Raw genomic sequence first — 18,695 nt, 5'->3', positions numbered from 1 at the left:
ACAAACGACAACAACGCCGAAGTTCTTGACTACCTCAAGCGGACTTCGATCGAACTGATCGAGACGCGCAAGCGTCTCAAGGAGCTGACGGACGCGGCCGCCGAACCCATCGCCGTGGTGGGCGTCGCCTGCCGCTTCCCGGGCGGAGCCACCTCACCGGAGGCGCTGTGGGACCTGGTGCGGGCGGGCACGGACGCCGTGTCGGACTTCCCCGAGGACCGCAACTGGGACCTGGAAGCCCTGCACGACCCGGACCCGGACCGGCCCGGCACCTGCTACACCCGCTCGGGCGGCTTCCTGGACGACGCGGGCGACTTCGACGCCGAGTTCTTCGAGATCAACCCGCGCGAGGCGCTGGCCGCCGACCCGCAGCAGCGGCTGCTCCTGGAGACCGCGTGGGAGTCCCTGGAACGCGCCGGCATCGACCCGGCGACCCTGCGCGGCAGCAACACCGGCGTCTTCGCCGGTCTCGCCTACTTCGGGTACGGGAACCACTTCGTCACCCCCGAGGCCATCTCGGGCTACGCGCAGACCGGTTCGCTGCTCAGCGTGGCGTCCGGGCGCGTGTCGTACGCACTGGGCCTGGAGGGCCCGGCCGTCTCGGTCGACACCGCGTGCTCGTCGTCGCTGGTGACGGTGCATCAGGCGGTGCAGTCGCTGCGGCAGGACGAATGCGGGCTCGCCCTGGCCGGCGGCGTCACCGTCATGGCGATGCCGCAGGTGTTCCGGGAGTTCGCGCGCCAGCGGGGCCTGGCCGCCGACGGCCGCTGCAAGGCGTTCGCGGACGCGGCGGACGGCACCGGCTTCTCCGAGGGCGTCGGCATGCTCGTCCTGGAGCGGCTCTCCGACGCCCGGCGCAACGGGCGCCGGATCTGGGCGGTGATCCGCGGCTCCGCGATCAACCAGGACGGCGCCTCCAACGGCCTGACCGCACCGAGCGGACCGGCCCAGCAGCGCGTGATCCGGGCGGCGCTGGCCAACGCCCGGGTGCAGCCGGACGAAGTGGACGCGGTCGAGGCGCACGGGACCGGCACCACGCTCGGCGACCCCATCGAGGCGCAGGCGCTCCTCGCCACGTACGGCCAGGGCCGGGACCCGAAGAGCCCGCTGTGGCTGGGCTCCCTGAAGTCGAACATCGGCCACACCCAGGCGGCCGGCGGTGTCGGCGGCATCATCAAGATGATCATGGCGATGCGGCACGGCGTGCTGCCCAGGACGCTGCACGTCGACCGCCCCTCGACGCACGTGGACTGGTCGGCCGGAGCGGTCGAGCTGCTGACCGAGGCCCGCGAGTGGACCAGCGCGCCGGGACGCCCCCGCCGGGCCGGTATCTCCAGCTTCGGGGCCAGCGGCACCAACGCACACCTCATCCTGGAGCAGGCACCCGAGGAGGAGACGGCGCCCGACGCCGCCGACCACGGGCCGGCCGGCTTCGCGGGCCCGGTGCCGTGGGTGCTGTCGGCCCGGTCCGAGCAGGCGCTGCACGCGCAGGCGGAGAAGCTGCGCGACTTCGTCGCCGCCGACCCGCAGGCCGACCTCGCCGACATCGGCGCCTCGCTCGTGTCGAGCCGGTCGCTGTTCGAACACCGCGCGGTGGCGCTGGGAGGCGACCGCGACGAACTCCTGAGCGCGCTGACGGCACTGAGCGAGGGCTCTGAAGTTCCCGCGGTGGTCCGCGGCACGGCCGGTGAACTCGGCGGTTCCGTCTTCATGTTCCCGGGCCAGGGCGCCAAGTGGACCGGTGTGGCACGGGAGTTGTACGACACCTTCCCCGTCTTCGCGCAAAGCCTCGACGAGGTCTGCGAACGCTTCGACGCGCACCTGCCCTTCGCCCTGAAGCCCCTGCTCCTGGCCGACGAGCCCGAGGGACACGAGCGCACCGACGTCATGCAGCCCGCGCTGTTCGCCCTCCAGGTCAGCCTGTACCGGCTCCTCGCGCGGCACTGCCCGCGGCCCGACCACCTGATCGGCCACTCCGTCGGCGAGATCGCCGCCGCCCACGTCTCCGGAGTCTTCGACCTGGACACCGCGACCAGGCTGGTCGCCGCCCGCGGACGGGTCATGCAGAGCGTCACCGAGCCCGGCGCCATGCTGGCCGTCCGCGCCTCGCAGGCCGAGGTCGAGGCGCTGCTCGGCACGTACACCCGCGTCGGTGTCGCCGCCGTCAACGGCCCCGAGTCGGTGGTGGTCTCGGGCCTTCGCGACGAGGTCCACGACCTGCGGGACCGCCTGGTGGCCGACGGCAGGTCGGCGAAGCTGCTCCCGGTCGACCACGCCTTCCACTCCCCGCTCATGGACCCGGTCCTGGAGGAGTTCGCGACGGCGCTCCAGTCGCTCCCCGGCGGCGGCGAGCTGTCGATCCCGATCGTCTCGACCAGGACCGGCCGCGAGGCCACGCTCCAGGAGCTGACCTCCGTCGAGCACTGGGTGGACCACGTCCGCGAACCCGTGCGCTTCCACGACGCGGTGGAGCGCGCCCGCGCGGCCGGAGCCACCGTCTTCCTCGAAGTCGGCCCCGGCTCGACGCTCGCAGGCCTCGTCAAGGACGCCTTCGCCGCCCAGGACGTGAGCGACGCGGTGGTCCTGTCGACGTCGCGGCGCGGCCGCGCCGCCGCCGAGGCGCTGACCGGCGCGCTGGCCGAACTGCACGTCCGCGGCGGGTCGGTGGACTGGAACGCCCTGTTCGGCACCCGCCGCCCGGTGGACCTGCCGACGTACGCGTTCCAGCGCCGGCGCTACTGGATGGACTTCCTGACCGGCACTCAGTCGGCGGACGTGGCCTCCGCCGGTCTGACGGCCCCCGGACACCCGCTCCTCGGCGCCCTGGTGGACCACCCCGCCACCGACGAGGTGGTGTTCACCGACCTGTGGTCCCTGCGGACCCACGACTGGCTCGCCGACCACACCGTGTTCGACTCGGTCGTCGTCCCGGCGACCGCCTACCTGGACCTGGCTCTGTCGGTGGGCGAGCACGTCGGATGCGCCGCCGTCGAGGAACTCTCCCTGGAAGTCCCCCTGATCCTGCCCGAGACGGGCGACGTACAGGTGCGGATCGCCGTCGGCGCCGCGGACGAGGCGGGCCGCCGCTCCCTGGACGTGTACGCGCGCCCCGCCGAGGACGCCGCGGCCCTGGGCGGCTGGACCCGTCACGCGATGGGCACCCTGGCAGCGGGCGCCCCGCGCCCCGCCGAGCGTGCCGACGACCCGCGCGCGCTCGCCGCGTGGCCGCCGCCCGGAGCCGAACGGCTCGACTTCGACGGCCTCTACGACTCCCTCGTGGACGGCGGCTTCGACTACGGCCCCACCTTCCGCGGGCTGCGCGAGGTCTGGCGGCGGGGCGAGGACCTCTTCGCCCTGGCCACCCTCCCGGAGGGCGCGGACGGCGAGTTCGCCCTGCACCCGGCGCTGATCGACACCGTGCTCCACGCGGTCGTGGTCGGCGACGTCATCACGGTGACGGACGACCGGGGCTGGATGCCCTTCTCGTGGTCCGGCGTGCACCTCGCCGGGCAGTGCGGCCCCACCGTGCGGGTCCGGCTCACCCCCACCGGCGAAGGCGTGGTGGCGCTGGCCATTGCCGACGAGCACGGCCGCGAGATCGCCCGGGTCGACGCGCTGACGTTCCGGCCGGCGACGGCCGAGCAGGTGCGCTCGGCGCGCGGCGGCCGCGAACAGTCGCTGTACGAACTGCAATGGCGGCCGGCCCCGCAGGCCACGCCGGAAACCGGCCGTGGACCGTGGGCCGTGCTCGGCGCGCACGACGGCCAGGCCGCCCGGCTCGCCGGGGCGGGCGACGGCACCGCCGCGCTCCACACCTGCCTGGACGACGCGCTCGCGGGGGACGCGCCCCGCCACGTCGTCCTGTGCCTGGACGACGCCGTCACCGCCGGACCCGACCCCCTCACCACCGTCGCCACCGCCGACAAGCACGTCCTGGACCTGGTCCAGCGGTTCCTCGCCGAGGAGCGGTTCGGCGCGGCCACGCTGGTGGTGCTCACCCGCGGGGCGCTCGACACCGGCGCGGGCGAGAACGTCGAAAGCCTGCCCGGCGCGTCCGTATGGGGCCTGATCCGGTCCGCCCAGACCGAACACCCCGGCAGGTTCCGCCTGGTGGACATCGACGACGAGCAGACCTCCTGGGCCGGCTTCGCGGACGCGCTCGCCCTCGCCGAGGACCAGGTGGCGCTGCGCGACGGCGCCTGCCTCGTGCCCCGCATGGCACCGGCCGCACCCGCGGACCACCAGCTGGAGCCCCCGGCGGACGGCGCGCACCGGCTGGACATCCCGAAGAAGGGCACGCTGGAGAACCTGACCTGGGTGCCGTGCCCCGAAGCGGAAGCGCCCCTGTCCGACGGGCAGGTCCGCATCGCCGTCGAGGCCGCCGGCCTCAACTTCCGCGACGTCACGATCGCCCTGGGACTCATCGACCGGACGGCCGTCGACGCCGGCCTCGGCACGGAGGGCGCCGGCGTCGTCCTGGAGGTGGCCGACGACGTGACCGGCCTCGCCCCCGGCGACCGGGTGACCGGCATCTTCACCGGCGCCTTCGGCCGCGTGGCCGTGGCGGACCACCGCCTGCTCACGACCGTCCCCGAGGGGTGGAGTTACGCCGAGGCGGCGTCGATGCCGAGCACCTTCCTCACGGCCTACTACGCGCTGTTCCACGTGATGCGGCTCAAGAAGGGCCAGCGGATCCTCATCCACGCCGCGGCCGGCGGCGTCGGCATGGCCGCCGTCCAGCTGGCCAGGCACGTCGGCGCCGAGATCTACGCCACCGCGAGCCCCGCCAAGTGGCCCACCCTGCGCGCCCTTGGCCTGGACGACGCGCACCTGGCCTCCTCGCGCGATCTGGAGTTCGCCCAGAAGTTCCTCGACGCCACGGGCGGCCGAGGCGTGGACGTCGTCCTCAACTCCCTCGCCCACACCTTCGTCGACGCCTCGCTGAAGCTGCTCCCGCAGGGCGGCGACTTCGTCGAGATGGGCAAGACCGACATCCGCGACCCCCAGCGGGTGGCGGCCGAACACCCCGGCGTCACCTACGCGGCCTTCGACCTCTACGCGGCCGGCCCGGACGTGATCCACTCGATGTTCCGCGACGTCATGGCGCTGTTCGCCGACGGACGGATACGGCTGAGCCCGATCTCCATCCGGAACATCCGGGACGCGCGCAGGACGTTCCGCGAGATGAGCCAGGGCCGCCACGTCGGCAAGCTGGTCTTCGAGCTCGGCGACGGCCTCGGCGGCGGAACCGTGCTGATCACCGGCGGGACCGGGGGAGTGGGCTCCCTCGTGGCCAGGCACCTGGTCGCCGAACACGGCGTACGGAGCCTGCTCCTCGCGAGCCGCCGCGGAACGGCCGCCGAAGGCGTCGCCGAACTGGTCGCGGACCTGGAGAGCGCGGGCGCCGCCGTCCGCGTCGCGGCCTGCGACGTCGCCGACCGCGCATCCCTGGCGGCCGTACTCGCGGACATGCCCCCGCACCAGCCGCTGACGGCGGTCGTGCACGCGGCGGGTGTGCTGGCGGACGGCACCGTCGAGTCGCTGACCGCGCAGAGCATCGACCACGTACTGCGCGCCAAGGTCGGCGGTGCGGTCAACCTGCACGAGCTGACCCGGGACCACAACCTGTCGGCGTTCATCCAGTTCTCCGCCCTGGCCGGCACCCTCGGCACCGCAGGACAGGCCAACTACGCCGCGGCCAACGGGTTCCTGGACGGACTGGCGGCGCAGCGCAAGGCCTCCGGCCTGCCCGGCACCTCGCTGTGCTGGGGCTGGTGGGAGCAGAGCAGCGGCATGACCGAGGACCTGGACCAGGCCGACCTCTCCCGGCTGCGGCGCATGGGCATCGAAGCGATGCCGACGGCCGAGGCCCTGGCCCTGTTCGACGCGGCGTGCGCCTTCGACAAGCCCGTCCTCATCCCGGCCCGGGTGGACGTCGCCGGGCTGCGCGGCAAGAGCGCTGACGAACTGCCGCTGCTCCTGCGCGGCCTCGCCGAGGGCGGCCGCCCCCGCCGCAACAAGGCGGGCACGGCCAAGGACGGCGGCTCCTCGGGGCTGTTCGCCCAGCTGGTCACCCTGCCCGCCGACGAGGCGGAGGCAGCCCTCCTGGACTGGGTCCGTGACCAGGTCGCGGTCGTCCTCGGACACCCCTCCGGCGCGGTCGTCGACGCCGACCAGGCGTTCACCCAGCTCGGCTTCGACTCGCTGACCGCGGTCGAGCTGTGCAACCGCCTGGCCGCGGCCACCGGACTGCGCCTGGCATCCACCCTCGTCTTCAGCTACCCCACCCCCCGCGAGCTGGGCCGGCACCTGCTCGGCCTGCTGCGTCCCGAGGCGGACCCGCACCCGGACGAGGACGCGCAGATCCGCGAAGCACTGCGGAACGTCTCGATCGAAAGCCTGCGCAGTGCGGGCCTCCTGGAGCTGGTCCTGGCCTGCGCCGACCCGTCCGGGCCGGGCGCCGCGACGGACGCGGACGCCGGCGCGGAGGAACTGTCGGACATGGACCTGGACGCGCTGCTCGACCTGGCGCTGGATGAGAAGAGGTAGTGACATGACGAACTCCGCGGATCAGACGGCGGAGGGCGCGGACCGGGTCCAGCGGGCGCTCCGTACCCTGCTGGAGGAACGCGACCGCCTGCGCCAGGAGAACGACGCCCTGAAGGCCGGCCGCGGCGAGCCGATCGCCGTGGTGGCCATGGCGTGCCGGTACCCGGGAGGCGCCTCCTCGCCCGAGGAGCTGTGGGACGTCATCCGCAGCGGCCGGGACGTCGTGGGCGAGTTCCCGACGGACCGCGGCTGGCGCGACGTGTACGACCCGGACCCCGACGCCGTCGGCCGGGCCTACGTGCGCCAGGGCGGCTTCCTGGACGACGTGGCCGGCTTCGACGCCGACTTCTTCGGCATCAGCCCGCGCGAGGCGCTGGCCACCGACCCGCAGCAGCGCCTGCTCCTGGAGACCTCCTGGGAGGCCTTCGAGCGGGCCGGCATGGTCCCCGCCGACGTACGCGGCACCGACGTCGGCGTCTTCGCCGGGGTCAGCTCGACCGAGTACGGCTGGCGCTTCCTGGAGGCCGGGCAGAGCGAACTGGAGGGCTACCTGCTGTACGGCAGCTCGCTGAGCGTCGCCTCCGGCCGGGTGGCCTACGAGCTGGGCCTGACCGGGCCCGCGGTGTCCCTGGACACGGCGTGCTCGTCGTCGCTGGTCGCCCTGCACCTGGCGGTGCAGTCCCTGCGGGCCGGGGAGTGCTCCCTGGCCCTGGCGGGCGGCGCGTTGGTGATGTCGACGCCCGCCGCCTTCGTCGAGTTCGCCCGCCAGGGCGCACTGTCGGCGGATGGCCGGTGCAAGGCGTTCGCGGACGGAGCCGACGGAACCGGCTGGGCCGAGGGCGTGGGCGTGCTGCTCCTTGAGCGGCTCTCCGACGCCCAACGCAACGGCCACCCGGTGCTCGCCGTCGTACGCGGCTCCGCGGTCAACCAGGACGGCGCCAGCAACGGGCTGACCGCACCCAACGGCCGCGCCCAGGAAGAGGTGATCCGGCGGGCGTTGGCGAACGCGGGCGTCGCGGCCGGCGACATCGACCTGATCGAGGCCCACGGCACCGGCACCACCCTGGGCGACCCCATCGAGGCGGGCGCCCTGCTCGCCACGTACGGCAAGGGCCGGGCGAAGGACAAGCCGCTGTGGCTGGGCTCCCTGAAGTCGAACATGGGGCACGCCCAGGCCGCCGCCGGAGTCGGCGGGGTCATCAAGGCCGTGCAGGCCATGCGCCACGGATACCTGCCCAAGACCCTGCACGTGGACGCGCCCTCGCGGCACGTCGACTGGTCGTCGGGCGGCATCGAACTGCTGGCGGAGGGCCGCGAGTGGCCCCGTGGGGACGGCCCGCGCCGGGCCGGCGTGTCCTCGTTCGGCGTCAGCGGCACCAACGCGCACGTCATCCTCGAAGAGGCGCCGCCGCAGGAGCGTGCAGAGGCGGACGGACAAGAGCCGGGCGTCGTCGGCGGCCTGGTGCCGTGGGTGCTGTCGGGCAAGACCGCGGCCGCCGTGGAGCGGCAGGCGGAGAAGCTGCGCGACTTCGTCGCCGCCGACACGGGGGCGGACCTCGCCGGCATCGGCGCGTCGCTGGTGTCGAGCCGGTCGCGGTTCGAGCACCGCGCGGTGGTCCTCGGCCACGACCGGGACGAACTGCTGGGCGCGCTCAGCTCGTTGAGCGAGGGCGCGGAATCCCCCGCGGTGGTGCGCGGCAGGTCCGCGAACCGCGGCGGGACCGCCTTCGTCTTCCCCGGCCAGGGCTCCCAGTGGGTCGGCATGGGCCGGCAGCTGTACGACACCTTCCCCGTCTTCGCGCAGAGCCTCGACGCCTGCGCGGCCGCCCTGGAGGAGTGGGTCGACTGGTCGCTGCTCGACGTGGTGCGCACCGCGCCGGGCGCGGCGTCCCTGGACCGGGTGGACGTCGTCCAGCCCGCGCTGTTCTCGGTGATGGTGTCCATGGCCGCACTGTGGCGTTCCTGGGGCGTGGAGCCGGCCGCCGTGGTGGGACACAGCCAGGGCGAGATCGCCGCCGCCTACGTGTGCGGCGCCCTGTCACTGCGGGACGCCACCAAGGTCGTGGCGCTGCGCAGCAAGGCACTGGTCGATCTGATCGGCCACGGCGGGATGGCATCGGTCGCCGAGTCCGCGGACGTCGTGGCGGAACGCCTTGTTCCGTGGGACGGCCGGGTGAGCATCGCCGTCGTCAACGGCCCCCGCTCGGTGGTGGTGTCCGGGGAGCCGGACGCCCTCGACGAGTTCGTCGAGAAGATGAAGGCCGACGGCGCCCAGGCCCGCAGGATCTCGGTCGACTACGCCTCGCACTCGCACCACGTGACGCGGGTCCGCGACGACGTGCTCGGCGCGCTGAAGGACGTGACCCCCACGACGTCGGCGCTGCCCTTCTACTCGACGCTGTACGGCGAAGTCATCGACACCGCCCGCCTGAACGGCGACTACTGGTACGACAACCTGCGGGAAAAGGTCGTCTTCGAGACGTCCGTCCGGCGCCTGGCCGACGACGGCTACCGGGTGTTCATCGAGATGAGCCCGCACCCCGTCCTGACCGTCCCGGTGCAGGAGATCGTCGAGGACGTCGAGGACGCGGTGGTCCTGTCGTCGACGCGGCGGCACCGCGACGAAGTGGCGGCCGTCATCGGCTCGCTCGCCGAACTCCACGTCCGGGGCGGGTCGGTGGACTGGGACGCCCTGTTCGGCCCGCGCCGCCCGGTGGACCTGCCGACGTACGCGTTCCAGCGGCAGCGCTACTGGCTGACCGCCTCGCACACGGCCGTGGCGGCGGAACTCCTCCCGACCGAGGCGCCTGCGGCCGACGACGACGTCCCCCTGCCGGAGCGGCTCTCCGCCCTGGCCGACGACGACGCCAAGGCACTCGTCCTCGACCACGTCCTGGAGAAGGTCGCCGTCGTACTCGGCCACCCCACCAGCGCCTCCATCAACCCTGACCAGGAATTCAAGGAGATCGGATTCGACTCGCTGCTCTCGATGGAGCTGAGCAAGCGCCTGACCGCCTCGACCGGACTCAAACTGAGGGCCAACCTGGTGCTGCGACACCCGTCACCGCGGCTGATCGCCGGTCACGTCATGACCTCGATGGCCAAGCTCGGCCAGTGAACCGACCGTGCTGCGCGCGCACTCGGGCGCCGCAGGACCGTCCCGCCGGCGGGACACCGCAAGCGCGACCGCGGCCTGTCCCGCCCGGCGTCCAAGGTGCCTTGAAGGGCTGACCCACTTCCCTGAAGGTGGGGGTGATCTGCGAATTCCTCCGATTCTCGGGCCTGTTTGTTGAGGGGTTGATCTGTGTGTCTTCGTTCGGTGCGTCGTCTGCGCATAAGGGCATGTGGCGGGCGCAGGAAATGGCTCCTGACACGCCGAACCACGCGCTGACCATGTGGGATGTGGACGGTGAGCTGGACGCGGCGGTCGTGGAAGCCGCGTTCCTGCACGTGATGGGCGAGGCGGAGGTGCTGCGCGTCAACTTCGTCGACGACGGCAGCGGACTGCGCCTGGTTCCAAGGGAGTTGGGCGACTGGCGGCCGTTCTCCCTGGACCTCAGCGCCGAGGTCGACCCCGAGCAGGCGGCCCGCGACGCGCTGGCCGACCTGGTGCGGCAGCCCTTCGACCTGGCTCGGGACCTGCTGTTCCGCCTGGGCGTCGTCAAGCTCGCGCCCACCCGCTCCCTCCTGGTGATCGCCTACCACCACCTCATATCGGACGGATTCGGCGCGGGCGGCCTGCTGTCGCGCCGCCTCGCCGAGGTGTACACGGCGCTGGTGCGCGGCGAGCAGGTGCCAGAGATGGCGTACCCGTGGGACACCGAGTCGTTCGCGGCCGAGGCCGTCGAGTACCTCGCCTCCCCGAAGTTCACCGAGGACACCGCCTTCTGGAGCGCCTACCTGCGCGATGCGCCCGCGCCCGCGCAGGTTCCCCGCGTGGCCCTGTCCGACGACCAGCGAGCCGCCCTCAGCGAGCCCCTGAGCAGCGCCGACCGCTGGTCGGAGGTGGCCGAGACCATCGGCATGGTGAGCCGCACCCTGACCGTCGAGCGCGCCGAGGCGGACGAGTGGACCGACACCGCGCAGGCCCTGGGCCTGTGGATGTCGCAGCTGCTGACCGCGGCCGCCGCCGTGTTCTTCCGGCACCGCTGCGACCGGCCCGAGTTCCTCCTCTCGCTGGCCGTGAGCAACCGCGTCGGCGTGGCGAGCCGCACGCCCGGCCTGGCCGTCAACGTGGTGCCGGTGCGCGTACGGGTGCCGCTGGGCGCGACGTTCACCGAGTTCGCCGACACCCTCGTCGACGAGACGTACGAGGTCCTCGGCCACGCCGCCTGCCACTACTCCGACATCCAGCGTGCGAGCGGCACCGCCCTGAGCGGCCGCGGCAGCTTCGGTGCCGTCGTCAACGTCGTCGAGTTCGCCGAGCAGCTCCACTTCGCCGACAGCCCGGCACGCTACTCCGGCGCGACGACCGGCACCTTCGAGGAACTGTCGATCGGCGTCTACACCGACGGCAGCGCCGACAGCGACCTCTACATCCGGCTCGACGCCCCCGCGAGCCTCTACCACCGGGCCGAACTGCGCTTCATCGGCGAGGAGTTGATCGCCCACATCCGTGCGGTGGTGGCCGCCGGCGAACAGCCGGTCGGCGCCCTGGACGTGGTGGGCGCCGCCGAGCCGGACCAGGTGGCGACGCTGGCCGACGACACGGACGCGCCGGTGCCGGCCTTGACCGTCGCGGAACTCTTCGCCCGCCAGGTGGCGCGCAAGCCCGACGCCGTCGCGCTGACCTCCGGCGACGTGGCCCTCTCCTACCGGGAGCTGGACGAGCGCTCCAGCCGTCTCGCCCAGGCCCTGCGCCGGCGCGACATCGGACCCGAGACGGTCGTGGCGGTGGCCATGCCCCGCTCCGTGGACCTCGCCGTCGCCCTGCTCGGCGTGGTCAAGGCGGGCGGAGCCTACCTTTCGATCGACCCGGCGGCCCCGGCGCAGCGCATCACCTCGCAGCTCGGCGACGCCGCGGCGCGCGCCCTGCTCACCGACGCGGCGACCGCCCGAACACTCTCCGCGGACCTCGGCGTTCCCACCCTCGTGTTCGACGACCTCTACGCCGAGAGCGCCGACGGCGACAGCGAGGGAGTGCCGCAGGCACCGCTCCCCTCGCACCCGGACAACCTGCTTGCCGTGCTGTACGGCTCCGGACCGGCCGGTGCGGACACGGCCGTGGCCGTCACCCACCGCAACATGGCGCAGGCCGTAACGGACGGCCACGGGCAGGCCGGTCACAGCACCGTGCTGTGGCACGCGCCGCACACCTGCGACGCGTTCGCCCTCGACGTGTGGGTGCCCCTGCTCGGCGGCGGCCACGTCGTCGTCGCCCCGCCGGGAGAGCTGGACGCCGACGCACTGGCCCAGGCGCGCGCCGCACACGACATCTCCACCGTGTGGCTGCCCGCCGGCCTGTTCTCGACGATCGCGGCCGCACACCCCGAGCGCCTCGCCGGGCTGCGCGAGGTGTGGACCGGCGGGGACCGCGTGCCCGCGGCCGCACTGCGCCGCGTGCGCGAGGCCTGCCCCGACCTGACCATCGTCAACGGCCACGGTGCCACCGAGACCACCGGGTTCGCCGCCCGCCACCGCCTGGCCGTCGACGAACCGGTCCGCCACGCGGGCGCGATCGGCCACCCCGTGGCCAACACCACCCTCCACGTGCTGGGCCCCGGCCTCGCGCCGGTCCCCGTCGGCGTGACCGGCGAGCTGTACGTGGCCGGGCCCGGCGTGGCGCGCGGCTACCTCGGCCGGCCCGGACGGACCGCCGAGCGCTTCGTGCCCTCCCCGTTCGGCGCGGCCGGCGGGCTCATGTACCGCACCGGAGACCGGGTGCGCTGGGGCACCGGCGGCCGGCTCGAATACGTCGGCCGTGCCGACGCCCAGGTCGATGTCCGGGGCGTACGCGTCGAGTTGGCCGAGGTCGAGGAGGTGCTGGCCGAACACACGGGCCTGGCCCAGTCGGTGGTGGCCGTCCGCACGGACGGCTCCGGGCAGCAGCGCCTTGTGGCCTACGTGGTCCCGGTGGCCGGCCGGACCGTCTCCGGTGACGAACTGCGCCGGTTCGCCGCGGGATGGCTGCCGGAGTCCATGGTGCCGACGCTGTTCACCGTCCTGGAACGTCTGCCGCTGACGGCCGACGGCCGGGTGGACCGGGCCGCGCTGCCGCAGCCCGAGTTCGACGACGGCAAGTACCGGGCGCCGCGCAACGACACCGAGCGGATCTTGGCCGCGGCCTTCGCCGACGTGCTCGAACTGGACCGGGTGGGCATCGACGAGGACTTCTTCGACCTCGGTGGCAACTCGCTGCGGGCGATCCGGCTGGTCGGCCTGATCCGGGCGGAGCTGAAGCAGGAGGTGTCGATCCGCCGCCTGTTCGCGGCCCGCACCATCACCGGTCTGTCGGACATGTGGAAGGACCTCGCCCAGTCCAGCAGGCCGACTCTGAGCCGGAGGACGAGGCAGGGCGCGGTCCTCTGACCGCCGTCCCCTCGACCGACCGCGGAGTTTGGCCACTCAAGGGAGTAACGGAATCATGGATTCATTGACCGAGGCCCTGCTGGGTGGGGCCGGCCCGGACGAGCTCGAAAGACACGAACTTCCACCGGACTACGAGGCCGCGCACCTGATGGCTTGCGACGTCGGCATGTTCAACGGCGTGGCGGACAAGGACGTCCGCAAGTCGTTGCACGTCGGGCGGGTCCCCATGCCGGACATCGCGCCGGACGAGGTGGTCGTCGCCGTCATGGCGAGCTCCATCAACTACAACACCGTGTGGTCGGCGACGTTCGAGCCGGTGCCCACGTTCGAGTTCCTCAAGCGCTACGCCAAGGAGGGCGGTTACGCTGCCCGGCACGATCTGCCGCACCAGGTGGTGGGGTCGGACGCGTCCGGCGTCGTCGTGCGTGTCGGCTCCGGCGTGCGGCACTGGAAGGTGGGCGACCACGTCGTCGCCAGCTGCGTCCAGGTCGACGAGCAGGAGCCGGCGACCCACGCCGACGCGATGCTCGGAGCGGGACAGCGGATCTGGGGCTACGAGACGAACTTCGGCGGGCTCGCCCACTACTCGGTGGTCCGCGCCAGCCAGCTCCTGCCCAAGCCGGCGCACCTGACCTGGGAGGAGTCGGCGGGCGTCCTGCTCACCGCGGCGACCTCGTACCGGATGCTCGTCAGTGACAACGGCGCGCGGATCAAGCAGGGCGACGTGGTGCTCATCTGGGGCGCGACGGGCGGACTCGGCGCGTTCGCGGTGCAGATGGTGAAGAACGCGGGCGGCATCGCCGTCGGTGTGGTCAGCTCCGAGCACAAGGCCGAGGCGCTGCGCCGGCTCGGCTGCGACGTCGTGATCAACCGCAACGACATCGGCATGGGCGGGGACGCCGCGCTCACCCCGGAGCGGACGATCGAGCTGGGCAAGCGGCTCGGCCGGGAGATCCGGCGGCAGGTCGGCGAGGACCCGCACGTCGTGTTCGACTACGTCGGCCGGGCGACCTTCGGGATCTCCGTGTTCGTCGTGCGCAAGGGCGGAGTGGTCGTCACCTGCGGGTCGAGCACCGGCTACGACCACCACTTCGACAACCGCTACCTCTGGATGAACCTCAAGCGCATCGTGGGCAGCCACGCGGCGAACCTCCAGGAGCAGGCCGAGTGCAACCGGCTCTTCCGGCTCGGCCACCTCTCGCCCGTCCTTTCCGAGGTGTTCCCGCTCAAGGAAGTGGGCGAGGCCGCCCGGCTGGTCCAGCAGAACAGGCACATCGGCAAGGTCGGCGTGCTCTGCCTGGCCCCCGAGGAAGGGCTCGGCGTCACCGACCCCGCACTGCGGGAGAAGATCGGCGCGGCGCGGCTCAACCCGCTGCGCGGCTCCGCTCTCCCCGCCGCCGAGGTGTCCTGACATGGGCATCGGCATCCTCTCCACCGGCTCCTACCTGCCCAAGGACGAGGTGGGCAACGAGGAGGTCGCCGAGCGCGTCGGCGTCACCGCGGAGTGGATCGAGCGCAAGACGCAGATCCGCTCGCGGCGCTACGCAGCCCCGCACGAGGCCACCTCCGACCTCGCGGTGAAGGCCGCCGAACGGGCGCTGGCGCAGGCGGAACTGACCGCGGAGCAGATCGACTACATCATCGTCTCGACCTCCACCGGCGACTTCCCGCAGCCGCCCACCTCGTATCTGGTGCAGCACGGTCTCGGCGCCTACGGCGCGGCCTGCTTCGACGTCAACGTCGTGTGCAGCGGCTTCGTCTACGCGCTGACGCTGGCCCACAGCCTGGTCACCGTGCGGCCCGACGCCCGGGTCCTGGTGATCGGGGCGGACGTGTACTCGCGGATCCTGGACTTCACCGACCACAGGACGGCGATCCTGTTCGCCGACGGCGCCGGAGCCGCGGTCGTCGGCGCGGTGCCGGAGCCGTACGGAATCATCGCCAACGACCTGACCAGCCGCGGCGACGCCCATCACCTGATCCGGGTCGAGGCGGGCGGCAGCCGCAATCCGGCGTCGGCGGCCACCGTCGCCGAGGGCGGCCACTTCTTCAAGATGGACGGCCGCGGGGTACGGGACTTCGTCGCCGAGCACGTGCCGCCGGCGCTGCTCGCGCTGACCCGCAAGGCCGGGGTGGACATCGCCGCGGTCGACCACTTCGTACCCCACCAGGCCAACGGCGTGATGCTCGGCGAGGTCGTCGAGCGTACGGGCCTCGGCGCCGCACAGACGCACCGCACGCTGATCAAGTACGGAAACGTCGGCAGTGCCTCGGTGCCCATCGCACTCGACGAGGCCAACCGCACGGGAGCGCTGGAGCCGGGGGACCTGGTGCTGCTCGCCGGGTTCGGCGGCGGCATGTCGATCGGAGCGTCACTTCTGACCTGGGGAGCCCACGCATGACCACGTCCACGCAGAGCACCGGTACCGGCATCGACCGGGTGGGTGTCGTCGGCAGCGGCATCATGGGCACCGGCATCGCCGAACTGTGCGCCAAGGCCGGGCTGAACGTGACGGTCGCGGTGTTCTCCGAGTCGTCCCTCGTGACGGCGCCGCAGCGGCTGGCCGCGTCCCTCGACCGGGGCGTGGCCAAGGGCAAACTGACCGAGCTGGAACGCGACGCGGCCCTCGCCCGGGTGTCGTTCACCCATGACCTCGGAGAACTGGCGGACCGTCAGCTCGTGATCGAGGCGGTCAAGGAGGACGAGCAGATCAAGCTGGACCTGTTCGCCACCCTCGACAAGATCATCGAGGACCCGGACGCGATCCTGGCGACCAACACGTCCTCCATCCCGGTCGTACGGCTGGCCGCCGCGACCGGGCGCCCCGGCCACGTGCTCGGCATGCACTTCTTCAACCCGGTGCCGGCGCTGCCGCTCGTCGAGCTCGTCGACTCGGTGCTCACGGACGAAGCGGTGAGCGCGCGGGCGCTGGTCTTCGTCCGCGACGTCCTGGGCAAGAAGCCGGTCGCCTCGCCGGACCGCGCGGGCTTCCTCGTCAACGCGCTGCTGTTCCCCTACCTGCTGTCCGCGGTCCGGATGGTCGAGTCGGGCCTGGCCACCGCCGAGGTCGTCGACCAGGCCATGGTGCAGGGCTGTTCGCACCCGATGGGCCCGCTGCGGCTTGCCGACCTGATCGGCCTGGACACCACCGTGTCCATCGCCCAGGCCATGTACGAGGAGTTCAAGGAACCGCTGTACGCGCCTTCGCCGCTGCTGCTGCGCATGGTCGAGGGCGGCCTGCTGGGCAAGAAGTCCGGCCGCGGTTTCTACGCGTACGCCTGACGACCCCGCCGCGGCGGCACGGAGCAGTCCGTGTCGCCGCGGTTCGGGTTTTCCGGGCGGCCGGTCAGGAAGCGGCGGCGCCGACGAGGAGCCCGTCGGTGATGGTCGCGGCGATGTCGTCGAGGTGGTCGGCGAGGTAGAAGTGGCCGCCGGAGAAGACCTTCAGGGCGAAGTCGCCCGTGGTGTGCCGCCGCCAGGTCCGAGCCTCCTGGACCGTCACCATCGGGTCGCTGTCCCCGACCAGGGCGGTCACCGGAGTGGCGAGCGGCTCGCCCCCGCGCCAGCGGTAGGTGCCGAGGGCCTTGTAGTCCGCTCGCAGCCCGGGCAGCACCATCTCCAGGACATCGGGGTTTTCCAGCATGGCCTGATCGGTGCCGCCCAGCTTGCGCACGTCGGCCAGCACATCGGCGTCGTCGTAGAGGTCGTAACCGGTGGTGTCGTGGATGTCCGGGGCGCCCCGGCCGGAGAGGAACAGCCTTATGGGGCCGGGCAGTTCGGTCTCGGCGAGCAGCCGGGCCGTCTCGAACGCGACGAGCGCGCCCATGCTGTGGCCGAACAGGGCGTACGGCCGTCCGGGGTCCGCGGCGAGCTCAGGGGCCAGCTGCTCGGCCACCGCCTCGACGAGCGACGTCAGGGACGTGAACGGCGCCTCCTGGTACCGGTCCTGACGCCCCGGGTACTGCACGGCCAGTACGTCGAACTCGGCGGGCAGTGTGTGCGACAGGTGTGTGTACGCCGTGGCGGAGCCCCCCGCGTGCGGGAAGCACACGAGCCTCGGCCCGTCCCCCGCGGCCGTGGTGTAGCGCCGGAACCAAGTGCTGTTCACTGTTGGTGTGTCCCTTCGTCTGTGCCGGCCGCCCGGCCCCCGGGCCCCGGTCTGACCGGTCAACTGCCCGATTCGGACCGGCAGTTCGAGCGCATCGATGACAGCGCTGCGGTCGTTCGGGGCAGCCCGCCTCGCCGGGGCGGGCGGCGCCCCGGCGCCGGCCGACCTCCCCAGCCTGCCGAGCGTAGCCAACCGGGCCGCACCCGGCGCTGGACACTTGAACACCCCGACTGCCGCCCGCAGCAGGCCACTTGACGATGGCCTGTGCCGGGACATGCACGGTGGTCGAGGGCACCGGCGAGAACGCGGTCGAGGCAGCGGGCGAGGCAGCGGGTGACGAAGCGGGCGCGGGCCGGACGGTGTCGACGGCCTGCGAGCGGTTCCGCGCGAAGACGACGAGGCGCAGCACCGCGAACCGCGCGAGGCCCGCGAAGGCGGAGGAGGACAGGTAGACGACCTGCTCAAGTACCGCACCGGGCGCCGCCACCAACTGCTGCAGCACCATCATCGCGACGCAGGTCACCACGTACGCGGCCGCCGCTGACCCGGCCGACTGCGCATGCTGGCGCCAGGTCGCGCGCCCGCCCGAGCCGAAGGTGAAGCGGGCGTGCAGCTCGGTGGCGAGGAGCGTGGACAGTACGGTGATCAGGGCGTTGGCCAGGCTCCAGGGCATCCACGAGGCGAGGCTCGCCACGGCGAAGCTGGAGGCGAGCCCCACTCCGCCGCCGCAGAGCACGAAGCGGGCGAACGCGGCGAAGGCGCCGGATGCCGCCTGCGGTTGGCTCTGCGCTGTCTCCATGATCCGGCCCCCTCGATCGCTCACTCCGCGAAACGCGCGCCTCCCGATGTGCGAGGCTCTCGATCCATCGTTTCTGATGATGGAAACGCTACGTTGCATTCATGTGGTTGGCAACATGCTTGTTGCGCACTGCGTTCATTGGCGCAGGTGGACGGCCTGAAATCGTTGCAATGGTTTTGAAAATAACGCAATGATCTCCCCTCTCGTCGTTGCAATGAAGTGAAGGTGAATGCTCTGCCGCGGACGGGATCCGGCAGGGCGACGACGTGAAGCGGCGGCATCGGGCCGGAGCCATTCGACCCCATTCACCCGCCTGCTCAAGCTGCGGCTGGGTCGCGGCACAAGCGCCTCTCTACCGGTCAGTGCATAGGCTCCTGGGAGGCGTACGACCCCCGCACCGCAACGCGTGTGCACCGCAACGCGTGTCCGCCGAAGTGTCCGCCTGCGCACGCGGAACAGCACCGACAGGAGCCGATACACCTATGTCCGTGGAAACCATTGCCCCCGGTGTGACGGGGGCGTACGAAAAAGAAGTCCGGCGTCTCGATCGTGTGATCATTCGTTTTGCGGGTGATTCGGGTGATGGTATGCAGCTCACCGGGGATCGGTTTACGTCGGAGACGGCGTCGTTCGGCAATGATTTGTCGACGTTGCCGAACTTTCCGGCGGAGATCCGGGCGCCTGCCGGGACGTTGCCGGGTGTGTCGAGC

7 protein-coding genes and 2 pseudogenes are annotated in these 18,695 nt (G+C 72.3%); 7 read left to right on the top strand and 2 right to left on the bottom strand.

Translation table 11 applies throughout. The annotated features are described in order from the left end of the window. Positions 1 to 48 precede the first annotated feature (48 nt). The 6 genes from ADK54_RS22360 (at position 49) to ADK54_RS22335 (ending at position 16,360) form a co-directional block, all read left to right on the top strand. Positions 49 to 6,549, top strand: a complete 6,501-nt coding sequence (locus tag ADK54_RS22360; RefSeq protein WP_420717353.1) for a type I polyketide synthase — start codon at positions 49 to 51, stop codon at positions 6,547 to 6,549. 4 nt (positions 6,550 to 6,553) lie between these two features. Next, positions 6,554 to 9,667, top strand: a complete 3,114-nt coding sequence (locus ADK54_RS22355; RefSeq protein ID WP_053727458.1) for a type I polyketide synthase — start codon at positions 6,554 to 6,556, stop codon at positions 9,665 to 9,667. A 128-nt stretch (positions 9,668 to 9,795) separates the two neighbouring features. Further along, positions 9,796 to 13,077, top strand: a complete 3,282-nt coding sequence (locus ADK54_RS22350) for an amino acid adenylation domain-containing protein (protein WP_324610192.1) — start codon at positions 9,796 to 9,798, stop codon at positions 13,075 to 13,077. Between the two features lie 55 nt (positions 13,078 to 13,132). Further along, positions 13,133 to 14,488: a crotonyl-CoA carboxylase/reductase gene (gene ccrA, locus ADK54_RS22345; protein WP_053727457.1), complete on the top strand. Its 1,356-nt coding sequence runs from the start codon at positions 13,133 to 13,135 to the stop codon at positions 14,486 to 14,488. A 1-nt stretch (position 14,489) separates the two neighbouring features. Next, positions 14,490 to 15,479 carry a 3-oxoacyl-ACP synthase III family protein gene (locus ADK54_RS22340; RefSeq protein ID WP_053727456.1) on the top strand — a complete coding sequence of 330 codons (990 nt, stop codon included), beginning with the start codon at positions 14,490 to 14,492 and terminating at the stop codon, positions 15,477 to 15,479. Beyond that, entirely contained in the window at positions 15,476 to 16,360 is an 885-nt protein-coding gene (locus ADK54_RS22335) for a 3-hydroxybutyryl-CoA dehydrogenase (protein WP_053727455.1), read from the top strand. Before ADK54_RS22340 ends, ADK54_RS22335 begins: the two co-directional genes overlap by 4 nt. Before the next feature lie 64 nt (positions 16,361 to 16,424). On the opposite strand, the gene ADK54_RS22330 is transcribed toward ADK54_RS22335, so the two are convergent. Both ADK54_RS22330 and ADK54_RS47640 read right to left on the bottom strand, forming a co-directional pair. After that, positions 16,425 to 17,186, bottom strand: a complete 762-nt coding sequence (locus tag ADK54_RS22330; protein ID WP_053727454.1) for a thioesterase II family protein — start codon at positions 17,184 to 17,186, stop codon at positions 16,425 to 16,427. A 304-nt stretch (positions 17,187 to 17,490) separates the two neighbouring features. Further along, positions 17,491 to 17,985: pseudogene (locus ADK54_RS47640) on the bottom strand (hypothetical protein); the annotation flags it as partial. A gap of 482 nt (positions 17,986 to 18,467) precedes the next feature. On the opposite strand from ADK54_RS47640, the pseudogene ADK54_RS22320 reads away from it, so the two are divergent. Beyond that, a pseudogene (locus ADK54_RS22320) lies at positions 18,468 to 18,695 on the top strand (2-oxoglutarate ferredoxin oxidoreductase subunit alpha); the annotation flags it as partial.

The sequence above is a fragment of the Streptomyces sp. WM6378 genome, assembly GCF_001279695.1.
Taxonomy (GTDB): domain Bacteria; phylum Actinomycetota; class Actinomycetes; order Streptomycetales; family Streptomycetaceae; genus Streptomyces.
Note: the sequence above shows the minus strand (reverse complement) of the source record. Positions and strands in the feature narration are given on the sequence as shown.